At 65.5% G+C, this 15,186-nt stretch carries 10 protein-coding genes; 2 read left to right on the top strand and 8 right to left on the bottom strand.

What is annotated here, in order from left to right:
• Nucleotides 1–43 precede the first annotated feature (43 nt).
• A complete protein-coding gene (locus tag ASF04_RS17140; protein WP_056144125.1) occupies nt 44–3,388 on the bottom strand; it encodes a DUF2126 domain-containing protein in 3,345 nt (1,114 codons plus the stop codon).
• A gap of 221 nt (nt 3,389–3,609) precedes the next feature.
• Between ASF04_RS17140 and ASF04_RS17145 the strand changes: the two genes are divergently transcribed.
• Nucleotides 3,610–4,404 carry a transglutaminase family protein gene (locus ASF04_RS17145; protein WP_056144128.1) on the top strand — a complete coding sequence of 265 codons (795 nt, stop codon included), beginning with the start codon at nt 3,610–3,612 and terminating at the stop codon, nt 4,402–4,404.
• Here the strand turns inward: ASF04_RS17145 and ASF04_RS17150 are convergent.
• The 4 genes from ASF04_RS17150 to ASF04_RS17165 all read right to left on the bottom strand — a co-directional run bounded on the left by ASF04_RS17150 (nt 4,331) and on the right by ASF04_RS17165 (nt 9,255).
• The gene (locus ASF04_RS17150) at nt 4,331–5,473 is read right to left on the bottom strand and encodes a putative zinc-binding metallopeptidase (RefSeq protein ID WP_056144131.1); all 1,143 of its coding nucleotides are present in this window, start codon (nt 5,471–5,473) and stop codon (nt 4,331–4,333) included. The two genes, ASF04_RS17145 and ASF04_RS17150, sit on opposite strands and share 74 nt — an antisense overlap.
• A 122-nt stretch (nt 5,474–5,595) precedes the next feature.
• A complete protein-coding gene (kefC, locus tag ASF04_RS17155) occupies nt 5,596–7,413 on the bottom strand; it encodes a glutathione-regulated potassium-efflux system protein KefC (protein ID WP_056144134.1) in 1,818 nt (605 codons plus the stop codon).
• 75 nt (nt 7,414–7,488) lie between these two features.
• Complete coding sequence (locus ASF04_RS17160; protein WP_056144137.1) at nt 7,489–8,934, bottom strand: NAD-dependent succinate-semialdehyde dehydrogenase; 1,446 nt, start codon at nt 8,932–8,934, stop codon at nt 7,489–7,491.
• 90 nt (nt 8,935–9,024) lie between these two features.
• Nucleotides 9,025–9,255: a hypothetical protein gene (locus ASF04_RS17165; protein WP_156368681.1), complete on the bottom strand. Its 231-nt coding sequence runs from the start codon at nt 9,253–9,255 to the stop codon at nt 9,025–9,027.
• Between the two features lie 144 nt (nt 9,256–9,399).
• Between ASF04_RS17165 and ASF04_RS17170 the strand changes: the two genes are divergently transcribed.
• A complete protein-coding gene (locus ASF04_RS17170; protein ID WP_056144142.1) occupies nt 9,400–11,472 on the top strand; it encodes a hybrid sensor histidine kinase/response regulator in 2,073 nt (690 codons plus the stop codon).
• Here the strand turns inward: ASF04_RS17170 and ASF04_RS17175 are convergent.
• The 3 genes from ASF04_RS17175 to ASF04_RS17185 form a co-directional block, all read right to left on the bottom strand.
• Nucleotides 11,457–13,595 carry a hypothetical protein gene (locus ASF04_RS17175; RefSeq protein ID WP_056144145.1) on the bottom strand — a complete coding sequence of 713 codons (2,139 nt, stop codon included), beginning with the start codon at nt 13,593–13,595 and terminating at the stop codon, nt 11,457–11,459. The genes ASF04_RS17170 and ASF04_RS17175 overlap by 16 nt on opposite strands.
• 239 nt (nt 13,596–13,834) lie before the next feature.
• Nucleotides 13,835–14,317: a pyridoxamine 5'-phosphate oxidase family protein gene (locus tag ASF04_RS17180; protein ID WP_056144147.1), complete on the bottom strand. Its 483-nt coding sequence runs from the start codon at nt 14,315–14,317 to the stop codon at nt 13,835–13,837.
• A 33-nt stretch (nt 14,318–14,350) separates the two neighbouring features.
• Nucleotides 14,351–14,839 carry a flavodoxin family protein gene (locus ASF04_RS17185; protein ID WP_056144152.1) on the bottom strand — a complete coding sequence of 163 codons (489 nt, stop codon included), beginning with the start codon at nt 14,837–14,839 and terminating at the stop codon, nt 14,351–14,353.
• Nucleotides 14,840–15,186: the final 347 nt, after the last annotated feature.

Here is a 15,186-nt window from a genome sequence, read left to right on the forward strand (position 1 = left end):
ACATGGAAAGCAGGTTAAGCGATTGCTGGACCGAAACAATAGGTCAATACGGCTGCCAGCGCAAGTCCAGGGTCATCGGGAAGCTCGGATTGTGTGCCTCTTTCATCACAGTCATCGGGCCCGGGGTGTGACCGTGCGGCCAGAAGCGCGCAAACCGGCGTGCTTCGGCGGCGTTGGCATTGACCGGCGAGCCGACTTCGCTGCGCCCGCCCGGGTGCACCACGTGGTAGGTGCACCCGCCGATGGCGCGCCCGCTCCAGGTATCGACCAGGTCGAATGTCAGTGGCGCCTGCACCCGGATGCTCGGGTGCAGCGCCGACCACGGGCTCCACGCGCGGAAGCGCACGCCGGCCACGTACTCGCCGGGCACGCCGGTCGGATGCAATGGCAGCATGCGGCCGTTGCAGGCGACGATGTGGCGGCCGTCGGTGAGGCCGCGCACCAGCAGCTGCATGCGTTCCACCGACGAATCGACATACCGCGCGGTGCCGCCGCCGGTGACTTCCTCGCCCAGCACATTCCACGGCTCGATGGCCTGGCGCAGTTCCATTTCCACGCCCTCATAGACCACGGTGCCGAAGCGCGGGAAGCGGAATTCGATGAACGGTTCGAACCAGTGCTCCTCGAACTCGTAGCCCGAAGCACGCAGGTCGCGCGCCACATCGCGGATATCCTGGGCCACGAAGTGCGGCAGCATCCAGCGGTCGTGCAGCGCCGTGCCCCAGTGCACCAGCTTGGCCTGGAACGGCTGGCGCCAGAAGCGCGCCACCAGCGCACGCAGCAGCAACATTTGCAACAAGCTCATACGCTCGTGCGGCGGCATTTCGAAGGCGCGGAATTCCACCAGGCCCAGGCGCCCGGTAGGGCCGTCCGGCGAATACAGCTTGTCGATCGAGAATTCGGAGCGGTGCGTATTACCGGTCAAATCGACCAGCATATTGCGCAGCAGGCGATCGACCATCCACGGCTTGTCGCCGTCGTGCATGGTCGGCAGTACCTGGTCCATCTGCTGGAAGGCGATCGCCAGTTCGTACAGGTTGTCGTCGCGCGCTTCATCGACGCGCGGCGCCTGGCTGGTCGGCCCGATGAAGGTGCCCGAGAACAGGTACGACAACGCCGGGTGCACCTGCCAGTACGTGATCAGGCTTTTGAGCAGGTCGGGCCGGCGCAGCATCGGGCTGTCTTCGGCCGTGGCGCCGCCCAGCGTGGCGTGGTTGCCGCCGCCGGTGCCGGTATGGCGGCCGTCGAGCATGAATTTTTCGGTGCCCAGGCGCGTCAGGCGCGCTTCCTGGTACAGGGTGGACATGTTATAGACCAGCTCATTCCAGCTGGCCGCCGGATGGATGTTCACCTCGATCACGCCGGGATCGGGCGTCACGCTGAGCAGCTTGATGCGCGGGTCGCGCGGCGGCGCATAGCCTTCGAGGCGCAGCTTGAGCTTCAGCCTCGACGCGGTGTTTTCCACGGCGGACACCAGCGCCAGGTAGTCCTCGATGCGTTTGAGCGGCGGCATGAAGACGTGCAGGCGGCCGCCGCGCACTTCCACGCACAGCGCGGTGTGGATCACGTCGCGGGCGGCGGGGTCTTGCGGCGTGCGCGCCTTGGCCTGCTCGGCCGACTTGCCGGCGGCCAGGCCCAGTACCGGGCGCTTCTCTTTTTTGGTGACCGGCAGCGCGCCGCGCGGGGAAAACGGATCGACATCGAACTCGAGGTCGGCCTCGCGCTCTTCCGGCAGCACCCATGGCAGCGTGGATAGCGGCAGGCGCAGGCCCATTGGCGAATCGCCCTCGAGCAGGTACAGGTGCTCGCGGCGCAGCGGCCAGGCCGACGTGCGCCAGTTGGTGCCCAGCATGACCGACGGGTCGTAGTCGGCCGCTTTTAACGGCAGCACGTAGCCGGCCACCTGGCCCAGGCCGCGCTCGAGCAGGCGCGCCAGGCGGCGCCGCTCTTCCGGTGATGTCAGATCAGCCTGCAACGGATCGATATTGCGCGGCAGGGCCTGCTCGCGCTGGGTTTGCAGCAGCACGTCCTCGTAGGCAGCGATCGGGCTGTTGGCGGGCAGGCGCAGGGTTTTCGTCAGTTCGGCGATGAAGCTGGCCGCTTCGTCGCTGCCATAGCCGTCGTTGACGTGATCGTCGGAGAACAGCGACGCGTCGAACCACATCGGCTGGCCATCGACGCGCCAGAAGATATTGAGGGCCCAGCGCGGCAGCGGCTCGCCCGGGTACCATTTGCCCTGGCCGTAGTGCAGCATGCCGCCGGGCGCGAAGTGGTTTTTCAGGCGGTGCATCAGGTTGCCGGCCAGCTCGCGCTTCTTGTCGCCGTGCGCCAGCGTGTTCCATTCGGCGCCGTCCATGTCGTCGATCGAGACGAAGGTCGGCTCGCCGCCTTGCGTCAGGCGCACGTCCTGGCGCTTGAGGTCGGCATCGACCTGCTGACCCAGCTGGTCGATCTTGTGCCAATCGGCTTCCGAATACGGTTTGGTCACGCGCGGGTCTTCGTGGATGCGGGTGACCGTCATCTCGTGGAAGAACGTCACCTCGGCCCGGTCGGTATAGCCACTGACCGGCGCGGCCGACGACGGCATCGCCGTGCAGGCCAGCGGAATATGGCCTTCGCTGGCCAGCATGCCGGAGGTGGGGTCGAGGCCGATCCAGCCGGCGCCGGGGATGTACACCTCGGTCCACGCGTGCAGGTCGGTAAAATCTTCGGCGGCGCCACTGGGGCCGTCCAGCGCTTCCTGGTCGGCGCGCAGCTGGATCAGGTAGCCGGACACGAAACGCGCCGCCAGCCCCAGTTCGCGCAGGATCTGCACCAGCAGCCAGCCGGTGTCGCGGCACGAGCCCGACCGTTTTTCCAGCGTGTCTTCCGGCGTTTGCACGCCCGGTTCCATGCGCAGCAGGTAAGCGATATCGAGCTGCAGGCGCTGGTTAATCGCCACCAGGAAGTCGTTGGTGAGGATCGGTTCTGCCAGCAGCGCGGCGCGGGCCGACGCCACCCATTCTTTCAGCAGTGGGCCTGCCGCTTCGGTGCGCAGGTAGGGGCTCAGTTCGGCAGTCAGTTGCTCCGGGTAGGCAAACGGGAATTTCTCGGCGTATTTTTCCACAAAGAAATCGAACGGGTTGATGACCGTCATGTCGGCCACCAGGTCCACCGTGAAGTCGAGCACGTCGGTTTTTTCCTGGAACACAAAACGGCCGATGTAATTGCCGTACGGGTCTTGCTGCCAGTTGATGAAGTGATCGTCGGGTTGCACCGTCAGCGAGTACGACAGGATCGGAGTGCGCGCGTGCGGAGCCGGGCGCAAGCGTACTTCGTGCGGCGACAGGTTGACCAGGCGGTCATAACGGTAACTGGTCTTGTGGTGCAGCGCGATACGGATAGCCATGCGGAATGCCTTTTCGATGTGGGCGCGACCTGTTTCATCGCGATGTGCTTAATTAAGCATGATTCATACCTGATATCTCAGCGTAACACGCCGCGCACCGCAGGCACGTTTCTTGATAATAGTGTCGATGCTAAGATGCGTGCACCGTGTTCACCTCGGCGCATCGGGCAACGTGCGCCATTATGGTGCAGACCACTTCGATATTGAAAGCGATACTCCCCATGTGGCTGCGTACTGCCTGCAAACTTGCGTTCACCCTGGACGGCCCCACGCCGTTTATCCTGATGTTGCGCGCGCGCAGCGGCGCCCAGCAATGGGTGGCGCGCGAGTCCTATACGCTCACGCCAAGTGTGCCGGTGGTGGAGTTTACCGATATGTATGGCAACCTGTGCCAGCGCGTGGTGGCGCCGGCCGGCGAATTTTCGATCGAGACATCGGCCGACGTGATGACCGCCGACGAGATCGACGTGGCGCCCGGGGCGCCGTTCGACGCGGTGCAGCACCTGCCCGACGCCGTGCTGACCTTCCTGCTATCGAGCCGCTATTGCGAATCCGAGCAGTTCACCACCATGGCGAACGAAATCGTAGCCGATGTGGCGCCCGGTTACGACCAGGTAGCCGCGATCAGCGACTGGATCCGGCGCGAGGTGCGTTTCGATCCCAATACGCTGTATGGCCAGATGACCGCCACCGAGGTCAACCTGCGGCGCGAGGGCGTATGCCGCGACCTGGCGCACCTGGGCATTGCCCTGTGCCGCAGCCTGTGCATTCCGGCGCGCATGGTGGTCGGGTATTTGCACGAGCTGGTGCCGATGGACCAGCATGCCTGGTTCGAGGCCTGGGTGGGCGGCCGCTGGTACACCTTCGACCCCACCCAGGACACTGCGCGCGGCGGCCGTGTCACGCTCGCTTACGGACACGATGCCGCCGACGTGGCGATCTTCAACCAGTTTGGGCCAGCGTCGCCACCGGTGCTGATGCAGGTGTCGGTGGAGCTGCTGGACGCGCCTGCTTGATGCCGGTGGTTTTGTAGGAAGCAACCACCTTGTGGACGAAGGTCAGCTTCTCCAGCACCGGCGTGCTGAGCTTGAACGGATACGAGTCCGGCATGCCGATGCTGCGATTCAGACTGTTGAGCACGTAAGTCAGCGCGAACCAGTCGGAGATGGTGTCGTCAAAGGTGTCCAGCCTGGTCGGCAAGGTGACGCCATCGAGCGACGGCTCGTCGGCCTTGGCGGGCTTGAGCGACAGGCCGCACGAGTGCGCCGTTTCCAGCGTATCGATCATGTGCAGGTAGTGGGCCCAGGTTTCGGCCCAGTCTTCCCACGGGTGCGAGCTGGCATAGCTGCTGACGAAACGCTCTTCCCAGTCGGCGACCGGGCCATTCTCGTAATGGCGCTTGAGCGCTTCGCTGTAATCGGCGCGTTCGTCACCGAACAGGGTGCGGAAGCTGTCGATCCACGGCGTATCGACCACCAGCCGGTCGAAATAATAATGGCCGCTCTCGTGGCGGAAATGCCCGAGCAGCGTGCGGTAGCGCTCGTGCATCTGCTCGCGCGTGCGTTCGCGCTCGGCCGGATCGGCTTCGGCGATGTTCAGGGTGATCAGGCCGTCGTCGTGGCCCGTCATCACGCATTCGTCAGGGGTGGCGCCATCTTCCAGGAACTGGAATGCCAGGCCGGTTTCGGGCGCATCTTCTTTCGAGTCCGGCGTCAGGTTGAGCGCGGCCAGCGAGAACAGCAGGCGGCGCTTGGCGGTTTCCAGGCGTGACCAGAGAATGTGGTTCTTTTCCGACGACAGGGCAGGAATGACCACCGTCAGCTGGCAAGACTCGCACAGGTCGTGCGCGTCGTCGGCCGGTATCATCCAATTGCACACATTGTGTTCCACGTAGTTGCTGCACTGTTTGTACAGCTTGCCGGCGTCTTTCTTGTTCAGACTGCTCCACAGGCCGTTATCGGCCGGTTCGTAGGCGTTGATGGTGCGCAGTGCCGGCTCGAAGCCGAGCATGCTCTCGCAGTTGGAACAGTGGGTATTTTCGAAAAACACTTGCTGGGAACATTTGTCGCAATGAAACGTTTTCATGGGGCACCGGGTTGAGAGAGGTTGTGAGGGTTTTGTTATTGTAGTTTCACAATCTACCAGCAAAATTGGCAGTGCAATGGTCGTGTAAGACTATGCCTCGCAATCGTGCGCGGGGTGCGCCATCAGTCAGTTTTCAACGTGCCCGCCTGCTCGGCGTCCCTGAACGCCGCCGCGTCGCCCGCCATCATTTCTTCAAGTTCCAGGCGGCCCTTGCGCGTGATCGACACCATTTCGTCCTGGTCTTGCTGGTGCGGATACACTTCCAGCAGGGTTTTCAGGTTGTGGTTGCGGAAGATGCGCGTGGCCTGTTCCGCGCGTTCGGTGCTGAAGCCCAGTTGTTGCAGCACCTTGCCGCCCAGTTGCAGCGATGCCTCGAAAGTTTCGCGTTCGATCAGCGTCACGCCACGGTCGAGCAGCGCGTAATAGTGCGACACGTTGCGGGCGCGCGCCAGGATGGTCAGGGCCGGGTAGCGTTCGCGCACGGCGTCCACCAGTTCCAGGCTCTCGTCCACGGTATCGATGGCGATCACCAGCGCGCTGGCCTTGCCGATGCCGGCCGCTTCCAGCAGGTCGATGCGGGTGGCGTCGCCATAAAAGACTTCGTAGCCGAACTTGCGCAGCAGTTCGATCTGGTCGGGATCGTGGTCGAGCACGGTCACGCCGATGCGGTTGGCCGACAGCAGGCGGCCGATGATCTGGCCGAAGCGGCCGAAGCCGGCAATGATCACCGGATTTTCCACCGCGATCTGGTCCGCTTCGCGCTTCTTCTTTGCCGTGCGCAGGCGCGGCGCCACCAGCCTGTCGTGCAGCAGCAGTAGCAGCGGCGTGGCCACCATCGACAGCGTGACCACGAGCACCAGCAGGGCGGACGTGGCGGGCGGCAGCACCTTGGCGTCCACGGCCGTGCCGAATACGACGAAGGCGAATTCGCCTCCTTGCGACATCAGCATCGCAAAGAACAGGCGCTGGCCGCGCGGGATGTCGAACCAGAACGACAGCCCGTACAACATGCCACCCTTGATCAGCAGCAGGGCGCAGGTCAGGCCCAGTACCAGCCACGGCTGCGCCAGCAGCAGACCGAAGTCGGCCGACATGCCCACCGCCATGAAGAACAGCCCCAGCAGCAGGCCCTTGAACGGCTCCAGGTCGCTGATCAGCTGGTGGCGGTACTCGGAGTCGGCCAGCAGCACGCCGGCCGTGAACGTGCCGAGCGCCAGCGACAGGCCCACCCATTCCATCAGCAGGCAAATGCCGATGATGAGCAGCAGCGCAAAGCCGGTAAACAGTTCGCGCAGGCCGGTGCGGGCCAGGTAGCGCATCACGGGGTTGACCAGGAACCGTCCGCACGCGATCAGGGTGAGCAGCACCGCCAGCAGCTTGACGGCCTTCATCCAGCCTTGCCCGTCGTGGTCGGCGACCACGCCGGCCATGGCCAGCAGCGGCACCAGCGCGATCATCGGGATGGCGGCAATATCCTGCAACAGCAAGATGGAAAAGCTGGCCGACCCGGCCGGGCTCGGCAGCAGCTTGCGCTCACCCAGCGTGGCCAGCACGATGGCGGTGGACGAGAGCGAGAGCGCCAGGCCGGCGACCAGCGCAATATGCCAGTCGATGCCGCACGCAATCGCCACGCCGGCCAGTGCGGCGCTGACGGTGAGCACCTGCAAGCCGCCCCAGCCAAAGATGGGACGGCGCAGCGACCACAGTTTTCTGGGTTCGAGTTCGAGGCCGATCAGGAACAGCATCAGCACCACGCCGAATTCGGAGATGCTGAGCACGTCCTCGACGTTGCCGATCAGGGACAGGCCCCAGGGGCCGATGATGGCGCCGGCTGCGAGATAGCCGAGCACGGCGCCCATGCCGGCGCGCTTGGCCAGTGGCACCAGCACCACGGCCGCCACCAGATAAAACACCATGTGGAGCAGGAAGCCGTGGCTCATGGGATGGAGGGGGAGAGGTTGTTCATCGGATCAGTATCGCATCCGGCGACTACCGCCGTCCATCCTCCAGTAGGGTTACACGCCGACCATCGACACCGCCTTGGTGTTCAGGTAAGCCTCGAGCGCCTCCGGACCGCCTTCCGAACCGTAGCCCGAATCCTTGACGCCGCCAAACGGCATTTCGGCGCTGGGCGTGGCCGGCTGGTTAATCCACAACATGCCCACTTCGACGTTGTGCATCAGCTGGTGGGCGTTCTTGATCGAGCGGGTGAACGCATAACCGGCCAGGCCGAACGGCAGGCGGTTCGATTCGGCGATCGCCTCGTCCAGGGTGTCGAAGCCACGGATGGCCGCGACCGGGCCGAACGGCTCGTCGTTGAACACGCTGGCGTTCAAGGGCACGTCGGCCAGGATGGTGGGTGCAAAGAAATTGCCTTCGGTGCCCACGCGCTGGCCGCCTGTGGCCACGTTGGCGCCCTTGGCGCGGGCGTCGTCCACCAGTTGCGTCATGGCGGTCACGCGGCGCGGGTTGGCTAGCGGACCCAGCGTGGTGCCGGCGTCGAGGCCGTTGCCGAGCTTCAGCCCTTCGGCATGGGCAACCATGGCGCGGGTGAACTCGGCCTTGATGCTGTTATGCACCAGGAAGCGGGTGGGCGATACGCACACCTGGCCCGCATTGCGGAACTTGGCGCCGCCGGCCGCTTCCACGGCCAGCGCCACGTCTGCGTCCTCGGCAATGATCACCGGGGCATGGCCGCCCAGTTCCATGGTCACGCGCTTCATGTGGGCGCCAGCCAGGGCGGCCAGCTGCTTGCCCACCGGGGTGGAACCGGTGAAGGTTACCTTGCGGATCACCGGGTGCGGGATCAGGTAGCCGGAAATTTCGGCCGGGTCGCCGAATACCAGGCCCACGGTACCGGGCGGCACGCCGGCATCGACAAAACATTGCAACAGCGCGGCAGGCGACGCCGGGGTTTCCTCAGGCGCCTTGCACAGGAACGAGCAGCCGGTGGCGAGCGAAGCAGCCAGCTTGCGCACGATCTGGTTGATCGGGAAGTTCCACGGCGTGAACGCGGCAACCGGGCCGACCGGCTCTTTCAATACCAGTTGCTGGGCGGCCGGGTTACGCGCCGGCACGATGCGGCCATAGACGCGCATGCCTTCGGCGGCGAACCAGTCGATGATGTCGGCGCCGGCGGTGGCTTCGGCCTTGGCCTGGGCCAGCGGCTTGCCTTGCTCCTGCGTGAGCAGGCGGCCGATCTCGTCGGCGCGTTCGCGCAGCAGGCTCGCGGCCTTGCGCATGATGGCGGCGCGCTCGAAAGCCGGCACTTTGCGCCAGGCATCAAAGCCGCGCTGGGCTGCTTCCAGGGCGCGGTCGAGGTCGGCGATGCTGGCATGCGCCACGGTGCCGATGGCCTGGCCGGTAGCCGGATTGATGACGGGAATGGTCTTGCCGCCGGTGGCGTCTTGCCACTCGTTGGCGATCAAGAGGCGGGTATCGGGGTAGCTGGTGGTGGTCATTGTCTGGGATCTCCGGGCAGAATGAGTTGATACGGGCGCATTGCCACGCATGGTGGTGGCGACGCGAGCGACCTCTACTTTGCCAGAAAATCAGAAACCGGGTACGACCTGCCCTTCGTCGGGCGAAGAGGGACTGGGCCGGTGGAACTCCGGACCGGCCAGCACCCGCAGCGCCGTAAAGCGATCGACACCGTGGGTGAGCATGAACTCCAGAGCCGGTCCTACGCCTTCCCTGGAAGCCACGTCGAGGCCGGTATCGACGACTTCTACGGGGCCATCGTGACGGCGTTCGATGGTGGGAAAGTGGTCGTTATGGGTCATGGCGGTACTCTCTGCCAAAATTTCAGCATAACGCATAGCGGCAGCTCGCTCCGTTGACTCGCGCACGTATGGTGGAAGGTGGCTGAACCCGGGAGCGGCAATGGTACACTTGCCTAAAAACACTAATACTTGAAAGACTACCGCTTGGACCACGATCCGACCCCGCAAAGCCGCGCCGCGCTCGAAGCCCAACTGGCGCTCCACCAGGCCCAGCGCCTGGCCCTGTTCGAAGCGATTGACGACGGCTTTTGCATCATCCGCTTCATCGACGGCCCGCACGGCCCGATGAGCGACTACATCCATATTGAAGCCAATTCCGGCTACGAGCGCCACACCGGCATTGCCGACATCGTCGGCAAGCGCCTGCGCGACATCGACCCCGGCAATGCCCAAATTTGGCTCGACCTCTACGGCAAGGTGCTGGAGACGGGGGAGCCGGCCCGCTTCGAGCAGGAGTTCCAGGCCGTTGGCCGGTTTATCGAAGTATCGGCCCGGCGCGTGGGGCCGAAAGAAATGCGGCAAGTGTCGGTGCTGTTTCGCGACATTACGGCGCGCAAGAAAACCGAGGCCGCGCTGGCCGAAAACGTCGAGCGCGTGCAGCTGGCGCTGGCGGCTGGCGCCATCATCGGCACCTGGCTCTGGGATTTGCCGGCCGATAAATTCAGCGTGGACGAGGGCTTTGCCAACGCCTTCGGCTTCGATCCGGCCAAGGGCCGCGCTGGCCTGAGCCTGGCGGAAGTGGTGGAAACCGTGCATCCGGACGACCGCGACGGCCTGGCCGCCGCCATCAATGGCGCCATTTCGCGCGGCGGCGCCTACGCCCACCAGTACCGCACCCGCCGCCTGGACGGTAATTACTACTGGCTGGAGGCGAACGGCCGGGTGGAACTGGCGCCGGATGGCACCGGCAGCAAGTTTCCCGGCGTGCTGATCGATATCGAGGGCCGCCGCGCCGTCGAAGCCGAACGCGATCGCGCCATCGCCGCACTGCGCACGCTGACCGACACGCTCGAACAGCGCGTGGAGCAGCGCACGGCGGCGCTGGTGGAAGCCGAGGCCGCCTTGCGCCAGGCACAGAAGATGGACGCGGTCGGCCAGTTGACCGGCGGCCTGGCACATGATTTCAACAACATCCTGGCTGGCATCAGCGGCAGCCTGGAATTGCTGAAAATCCGCCTGGCGCAAGGCCGCATTGCCGATGTCGAGCGTCATCTGGGCAGCGCGCAGGCAGCAGTCAAGCGTGCCGCTGCGCTGACCCAGCGCCTGCTGGCATTTTCGCGCCGGCAAACGCTGGACCCCAAGCCGTCGTGCCTGGCCCGCGTGGTGGCCGGCATGCGCGACCTCATTTCCGGCAGCGTGGGTCCCGGCATTGCGCTCGAGACCGCCATGGCGGACGACCTGTGGTGTACCTTCGTGGACGTGGGCCAGCTTGAAAATGCGCTATTGAATCTGTGCATCAACGCGCGCGACGCCATGCCCGGCGGCGGCACCATCGCCATCCGCGCCGACAACCTGCAACTGGATCAGGCTGCTGCCACCGCGCGCGGCCTGGCCGCCGGCGATTACGTGGCACTGAGCGTCGGCGACAACGGCGTGGGCATGACTGCCGACGTCATCGCCCGCGCCTTCGAGCCGTTCTTCACCACCAAGCCGATGGGGCAGGGCACCGGCCTGGGCCTGTCTATGGTATATGGCTTCGCCGGCCAGTCCGGCGGCGCGGTGCGCATCTATTCGGCGCCAGGCGAGGGCACCGAGGTGTGCCTGTACCTGCCGCGCCACGCGGGCCAGGCCCCGTCGCACGAGGCCGCCGTCGAATCGCCTTCATTGCCGGCCGCGTCAAGCCGCAGGAAAATCCTGCTGGTCGATGACGAACCGCTGGTGCGCGGCGTGGCGGTCGAGGTGCTAGGCGACCTCGGCTACGAGGTGCTGGAGGCCGAAGACGGCCCCTCGGCCTTGCGGGTGTTTGCCAAGCACCCCGATATCGATGCGCTGGTCACCGACGTCGGCATGCCAAACGGCATGAACGGCCGCCAGCTTGCCGACGCCATCCGCGTCCAGCGTCCCGGCGTGGCGATCCTGTTCATCACCGGCTACGCCGAGTACACGGTGCTCAACCACGGCGACCTCGACCACGGCATGCAGATCCTGACCAAGCCGTTTACTGCCGACAGTCTGGGGCAGCGGGTGGGGGAATTGCTCCATCAGGGCAAGCGCTGAAACCCTTCGGCCTTGACCACCCACTGGCCATCGCGCGGGAATCCCGGCGCATTGCCTGCCGGCGCACCATCCCAGCCGCCGGCCATCAGGGCGACGGCTGCCAGCAGCGCGCCGTTGCCGGGCAGGTAGACGGGCAGGTTGGTGTTGGTGTTGTGGCCGGCGCCCGTGTAGCGGTTGTTGGGACCGTCCGTTTTGAGCAGCACGTCCACCGCCGCCTGCGTTTCGCCCAGGCGCGCCGCCGTCATGGCGATCATCGGGTAGTCCCAGCCCCAGATCTTGGTTTTCCAGTCCCAGGTGGACAGCACCGCGTGCAGGGTGCAGCGCATGGTGTCGCGGTCCACGCCATCGCCGGGCAACTGGCCCAGCGCCATCAGGAACGACGGGTGGTCGTGGCGGCTGTCCACGTTGTCCCAGGTGTCCGGGTTTGATTCCAGCGCCACGTATTTGCCGTCCTTGACCGGTAGTGGCGACAGGTGCGTGCGCTTTTGCTCCCAGCCGGCGTCGCGCGCCAGGCCCAGGCGTTCGCGCCACTGCTGGGCGATTTCCAGGCCACGGGCCCAGTAGCTGAGCTCGTACGATGGATTCATGCTGGTGCGCTGGTCGTAGATTTCCTGCGCGATCCATAGCGGCGGGCCCAGCACATAGCGCTGGCCCGCTGCTTCCCAGTGCAGCATGGCAGCCATGCCTTTGGCGGTATCGAACACCAGTTCGCGATAGCGCGCCAGCGTGGCCGGGGTGGGATCGGCGCGGTACAGCAGCTCGGCCAGGTGGATCGGGTGCGGCTGGTTCCAGACAATCAGCGGATTGCCGCCGGGACTTTCGCGCCCGCCGGGACCGGTCATCTTCATCCAGCGGGCACCGGTCAAACCACGCTCTTGCGCCGCGGCGCGCGCGGCGGGCAGGGTGCGCTGGTACCACGACAAAGTGCGGGCAGTGAACTCCGGGCGGCCCCATAGTGCGAAGTGGGCCGTGTGCCACCACACCATTTCGGTGTGGTGCTTGCCGTACCACGTGGACGTGGTCAGTCCGCTTTCCGAGGCCGGCAAGGTATCGCCCATCTGCACGGCGGTCAGGTATTGCGACAGCACCACGCGGCGCTCCAGCTCCGGCGCGCGCGGGTCGAGGCTGCCGGCAAAGTCGACGGCCGCGCCTTGCTGCCAGAACCGCTGCCAGTGGCGGGCGCTGGTCTCGAACACGGTGGCCGCATCGGGCGCCTGCGCCACGCCGTTCTCGGTGAAGGCGATGGTGAGGTCCAGCGACTCGCCGTCCGCCGGGGCGATCTGCAGGACGTGCGGCGCCGGATGGGTGATGACGAGCCTGGCACTGCTGGCCACGGTCATCGCATAGCGGGCGCCGTCGCGCCGGTGTTCGACCACCAGCTTGCGGCCGGTCTGTTCCAGCACCGTGCTGCGGTGCGCCTCGGGCTGGGTAAAATCGAGTGGCGGATTGTGGTGGGTTGTGGTGCGCGCGTAACCGAGGGGCAGGGCGATGCGCACAGCCAGCCGGCCTTGTTGCAGCAGCGGCGACCTGACCGCCAGGGCCAGCGCATCGCTGTCCGGAGCGACCGCGCTGCGCACGCTGACCGGCTGGCCCAGCAGCGTCACCATGCTTTGCAGGCGGCCTTGCCACAGGTCGAGGCGCTGGTCGATCCGGGTGATGTCGGTGCTGGTGATGGCGCGCGCGTCCTTGCCGGTGAGGACCAGGCCGATGCGCGGCAGCGGCTGCGTGTGCGGATTTTCACGCAGCCACTGGCCGGCAGGCGACTTGGCGTTGGTCGGATAGCCCACCGTGCGGCCATGGGCCGTGTAATCGACATTGGCGTCGGCCAGCGTGTAGCCGGCCGGATTGGCGTCCTGGTGCCACGACCAGCGCGCTTGCGTTTCGAGCGGTATGCCCTGCGCGTGGTACAGGTCGGGCAACGTCTGCAGCCCGGTGACGTCGGCCGTAAAGGCAAAGCGCCCGTTGCCCACGGTGAGCGGCGCCTGCGGGTCGATCGCACGCAGGTGCGGCGCATGGCGGGCAACCAGGGCCGGGCGGTCGATGGCGGCATGGGCGGTACCGCTCCCGGTCGCAGCCAGGCAGCATGACAGAAACAGGCGGAGCAACAGCGAGGGCAGTGGCATGATGGTTTCCAATGGCGCGCCATCCCGGTAGGGTGGCACAAACCGTTATTTTCCATAAAATATCTGCTCTGCGGGATGATTATTTTCGGGGGGCGTTCGCAGGCCCAAGCCGGCATCGCCAATATCCGCGTCGCGCGCGATTACCGCCAGGCACGGCGCGTCAGCCCCCGGATGGCTCTGCGGTCGGGCTGCCCCCTGAGACGTGCAAGTGCCCCACGGTTGCTGCTGCCAGGAAAATTTCACGCGCTGTTGACTGTAAATAGTTCGGTATGGCCGAAGCCGCAGGTGTAGTCAAGCACCGAGATTACGCGCGGAGCGATGCGCACGAACAGTGCGCCCGGCCACATGGCGCTGCCCGCATGGAGAAACTGGCGAGCCTCGGGAAAACGGTACAGCATCAGATCGGCCACATGCGCGTTCTCGGTGGCGTTGTCCACGAAGGCGGCGCTGCCCGCCAACGACACACCCCGGATCTCGCGCCAGTTGGCGTAAGGTGCGGTGATGGTGGCCGAGACCCTGTTGCAATGGCGGATGTTATGGGATTTCTGGCTGTCGATGCCGATGCCGGCATACAGCGTCAAGCCGTCGTGGACAAAACTGACCACGGTGGCGTGCGGGTACCCATCCGGTCGCAGGGTGGCGAGGGTGAGGTCGTGCGTAGTGGTCAGCAAATCGAGGACGAATTGCCGGCGCGTGGGGTCGAGCGCTTGCGGTTCTGGCATGGCGGTCTCCTGGGTGAGATGGGGGGGCGGCGGCTAGGCACGGTGTTCCACCTGCGCCAGCTGGCCTGCGAAGTCGGCCAGTTGCCGCTGGTGGCGGTCGGTCAGCACGTCCTGCTGGCGCAGGCACAGCGTGGCAACCGGGGTGCGGTGGCACAGGTCGGCCATGGCGGACAACACGTGCCGACCGCCGCTGCCACCCATGGTGCAGAACAGGGCAAGCCGCTGAAAGCGGTCTCGCTGCTGCGTGATATAGCTGCGCATCGGCGCACTCATGTGGCCGGCCCAGACTGGCGTGCCCAGGACGATGAATGGATAGTGGGCCGGATCGTGACGTGGCGGCAAGATGGCGGCCGGGCACCGGCGCAATGCTTCCCAAACCGAGCGCAAGTATCCGGAGAAACCCTGGCGCGGGCGCATGTCCTTGACCAGTTCAAGATCGGCGCCGAGACGGTGGGCCAGCGCCTTCGCCACCCGCTCGGTGACACCGGTATGGCTGTAGCAGACAATCAGACAGGTTTTCATGGCGGCTCCTCCCGGCCGGTCATTGGCCGTTCCCCGTTTGACCGCGAGGTGGGCGCAATGGTTCCCGGTGTCGCGGCTTTCCGTGCCGATTCGATTCCGTGCGGAGCATGCGAGGCGGGCAGGCCTGCGGGCGATCCGTAACCCCGTAGCACCGGAGCACGATACGGTCCGGCTGCTGCGGTACCGGCTGCTCATCGGCTATCCGTTCAACGCAGCACTTTGATTTACATCAGTTATCGTGCATGCGCCGCGACGTTAGCATGTCCCTATCGTGCGCGCCGTGGTGGCGCTGCGGTGGGGCGTGCCGCGCCGGCCGGAGCTGTACGCTGACGCAAATGACTCATACT

The organism is Duganella sp. Leaf61 (assembly GCF_001421905.1).
In the GTDB taxonomy this organism is placed as follows: Bacteria; Pseudomonadota; Gammaproteobacteria; order Burkholderiales; family Burkholderiaceae_D; genus Rugamonas; species Rugamonas zoogloeoides.

Coding starts and splice junctions, on each gene's coding strand:
- ASF04_RS17145 (WP_056144128.1), top strand. CDS start 3,610: ATGTGGCTGCGTACTGCCTGCAAACTTGCGTTCACCCTGGACGGCCCC.
- ASF04_RS17165 (WP_156368681.1), bottom strand. CDS start 9,255: ATGACCCATAACGACCACTTTCCCACCATCGAACGCCGTCACGATGGC.
- ASF04_RS17160 (WP_056144137.1), bottom strand. CDS start 8,934: ATGACCACCACCAGCTACCCCGATACCCGCCTCTTGATCGCCAACGAG.
- kefC (WP_056144134.1), bottom strand. CDS start 7,413: ATGAGCCACGGCTTCCTGCTCCACATGGTGTTTTATCTGGTGGCGGCC.
- ASF04_RS17150 (WP_056144131.1), bottom strand. CDS start 5,473: ATGAAAACGTTTCATTGCGACAAATGTTCCCAGCAAGTGTTTTTCGAA.
- ASF04_RS17140 (WP_056144125.1), bottom strand. CDS start 3,388: ATGGCTATCCGTATCGCGCTGCACCACAAGACCAGTTACCGTTATGAC.
- ASF04_RS17175 (WP_056144145.1), bottom strand. CDS start 13,595: ATGCCACTGCCCTCGCTGTTGCTCCGCCTGTTTCTGTCATGCTGCCTG.
- ASF04_RS17180 (WP_056144147.1), bottom strand. CDS start 14,317: ATGCCAGAACCGCAAGCGCTCGACCCCACGCGCCGGCAATTCGTCCTC.
- ASF04_RS17185 (WP_056144152.1), bottom strand. CDS start 14,839: ATGAAAACCTGTCTGATTGTCTGCTACAGCCATACCGGTGTCACCGAG.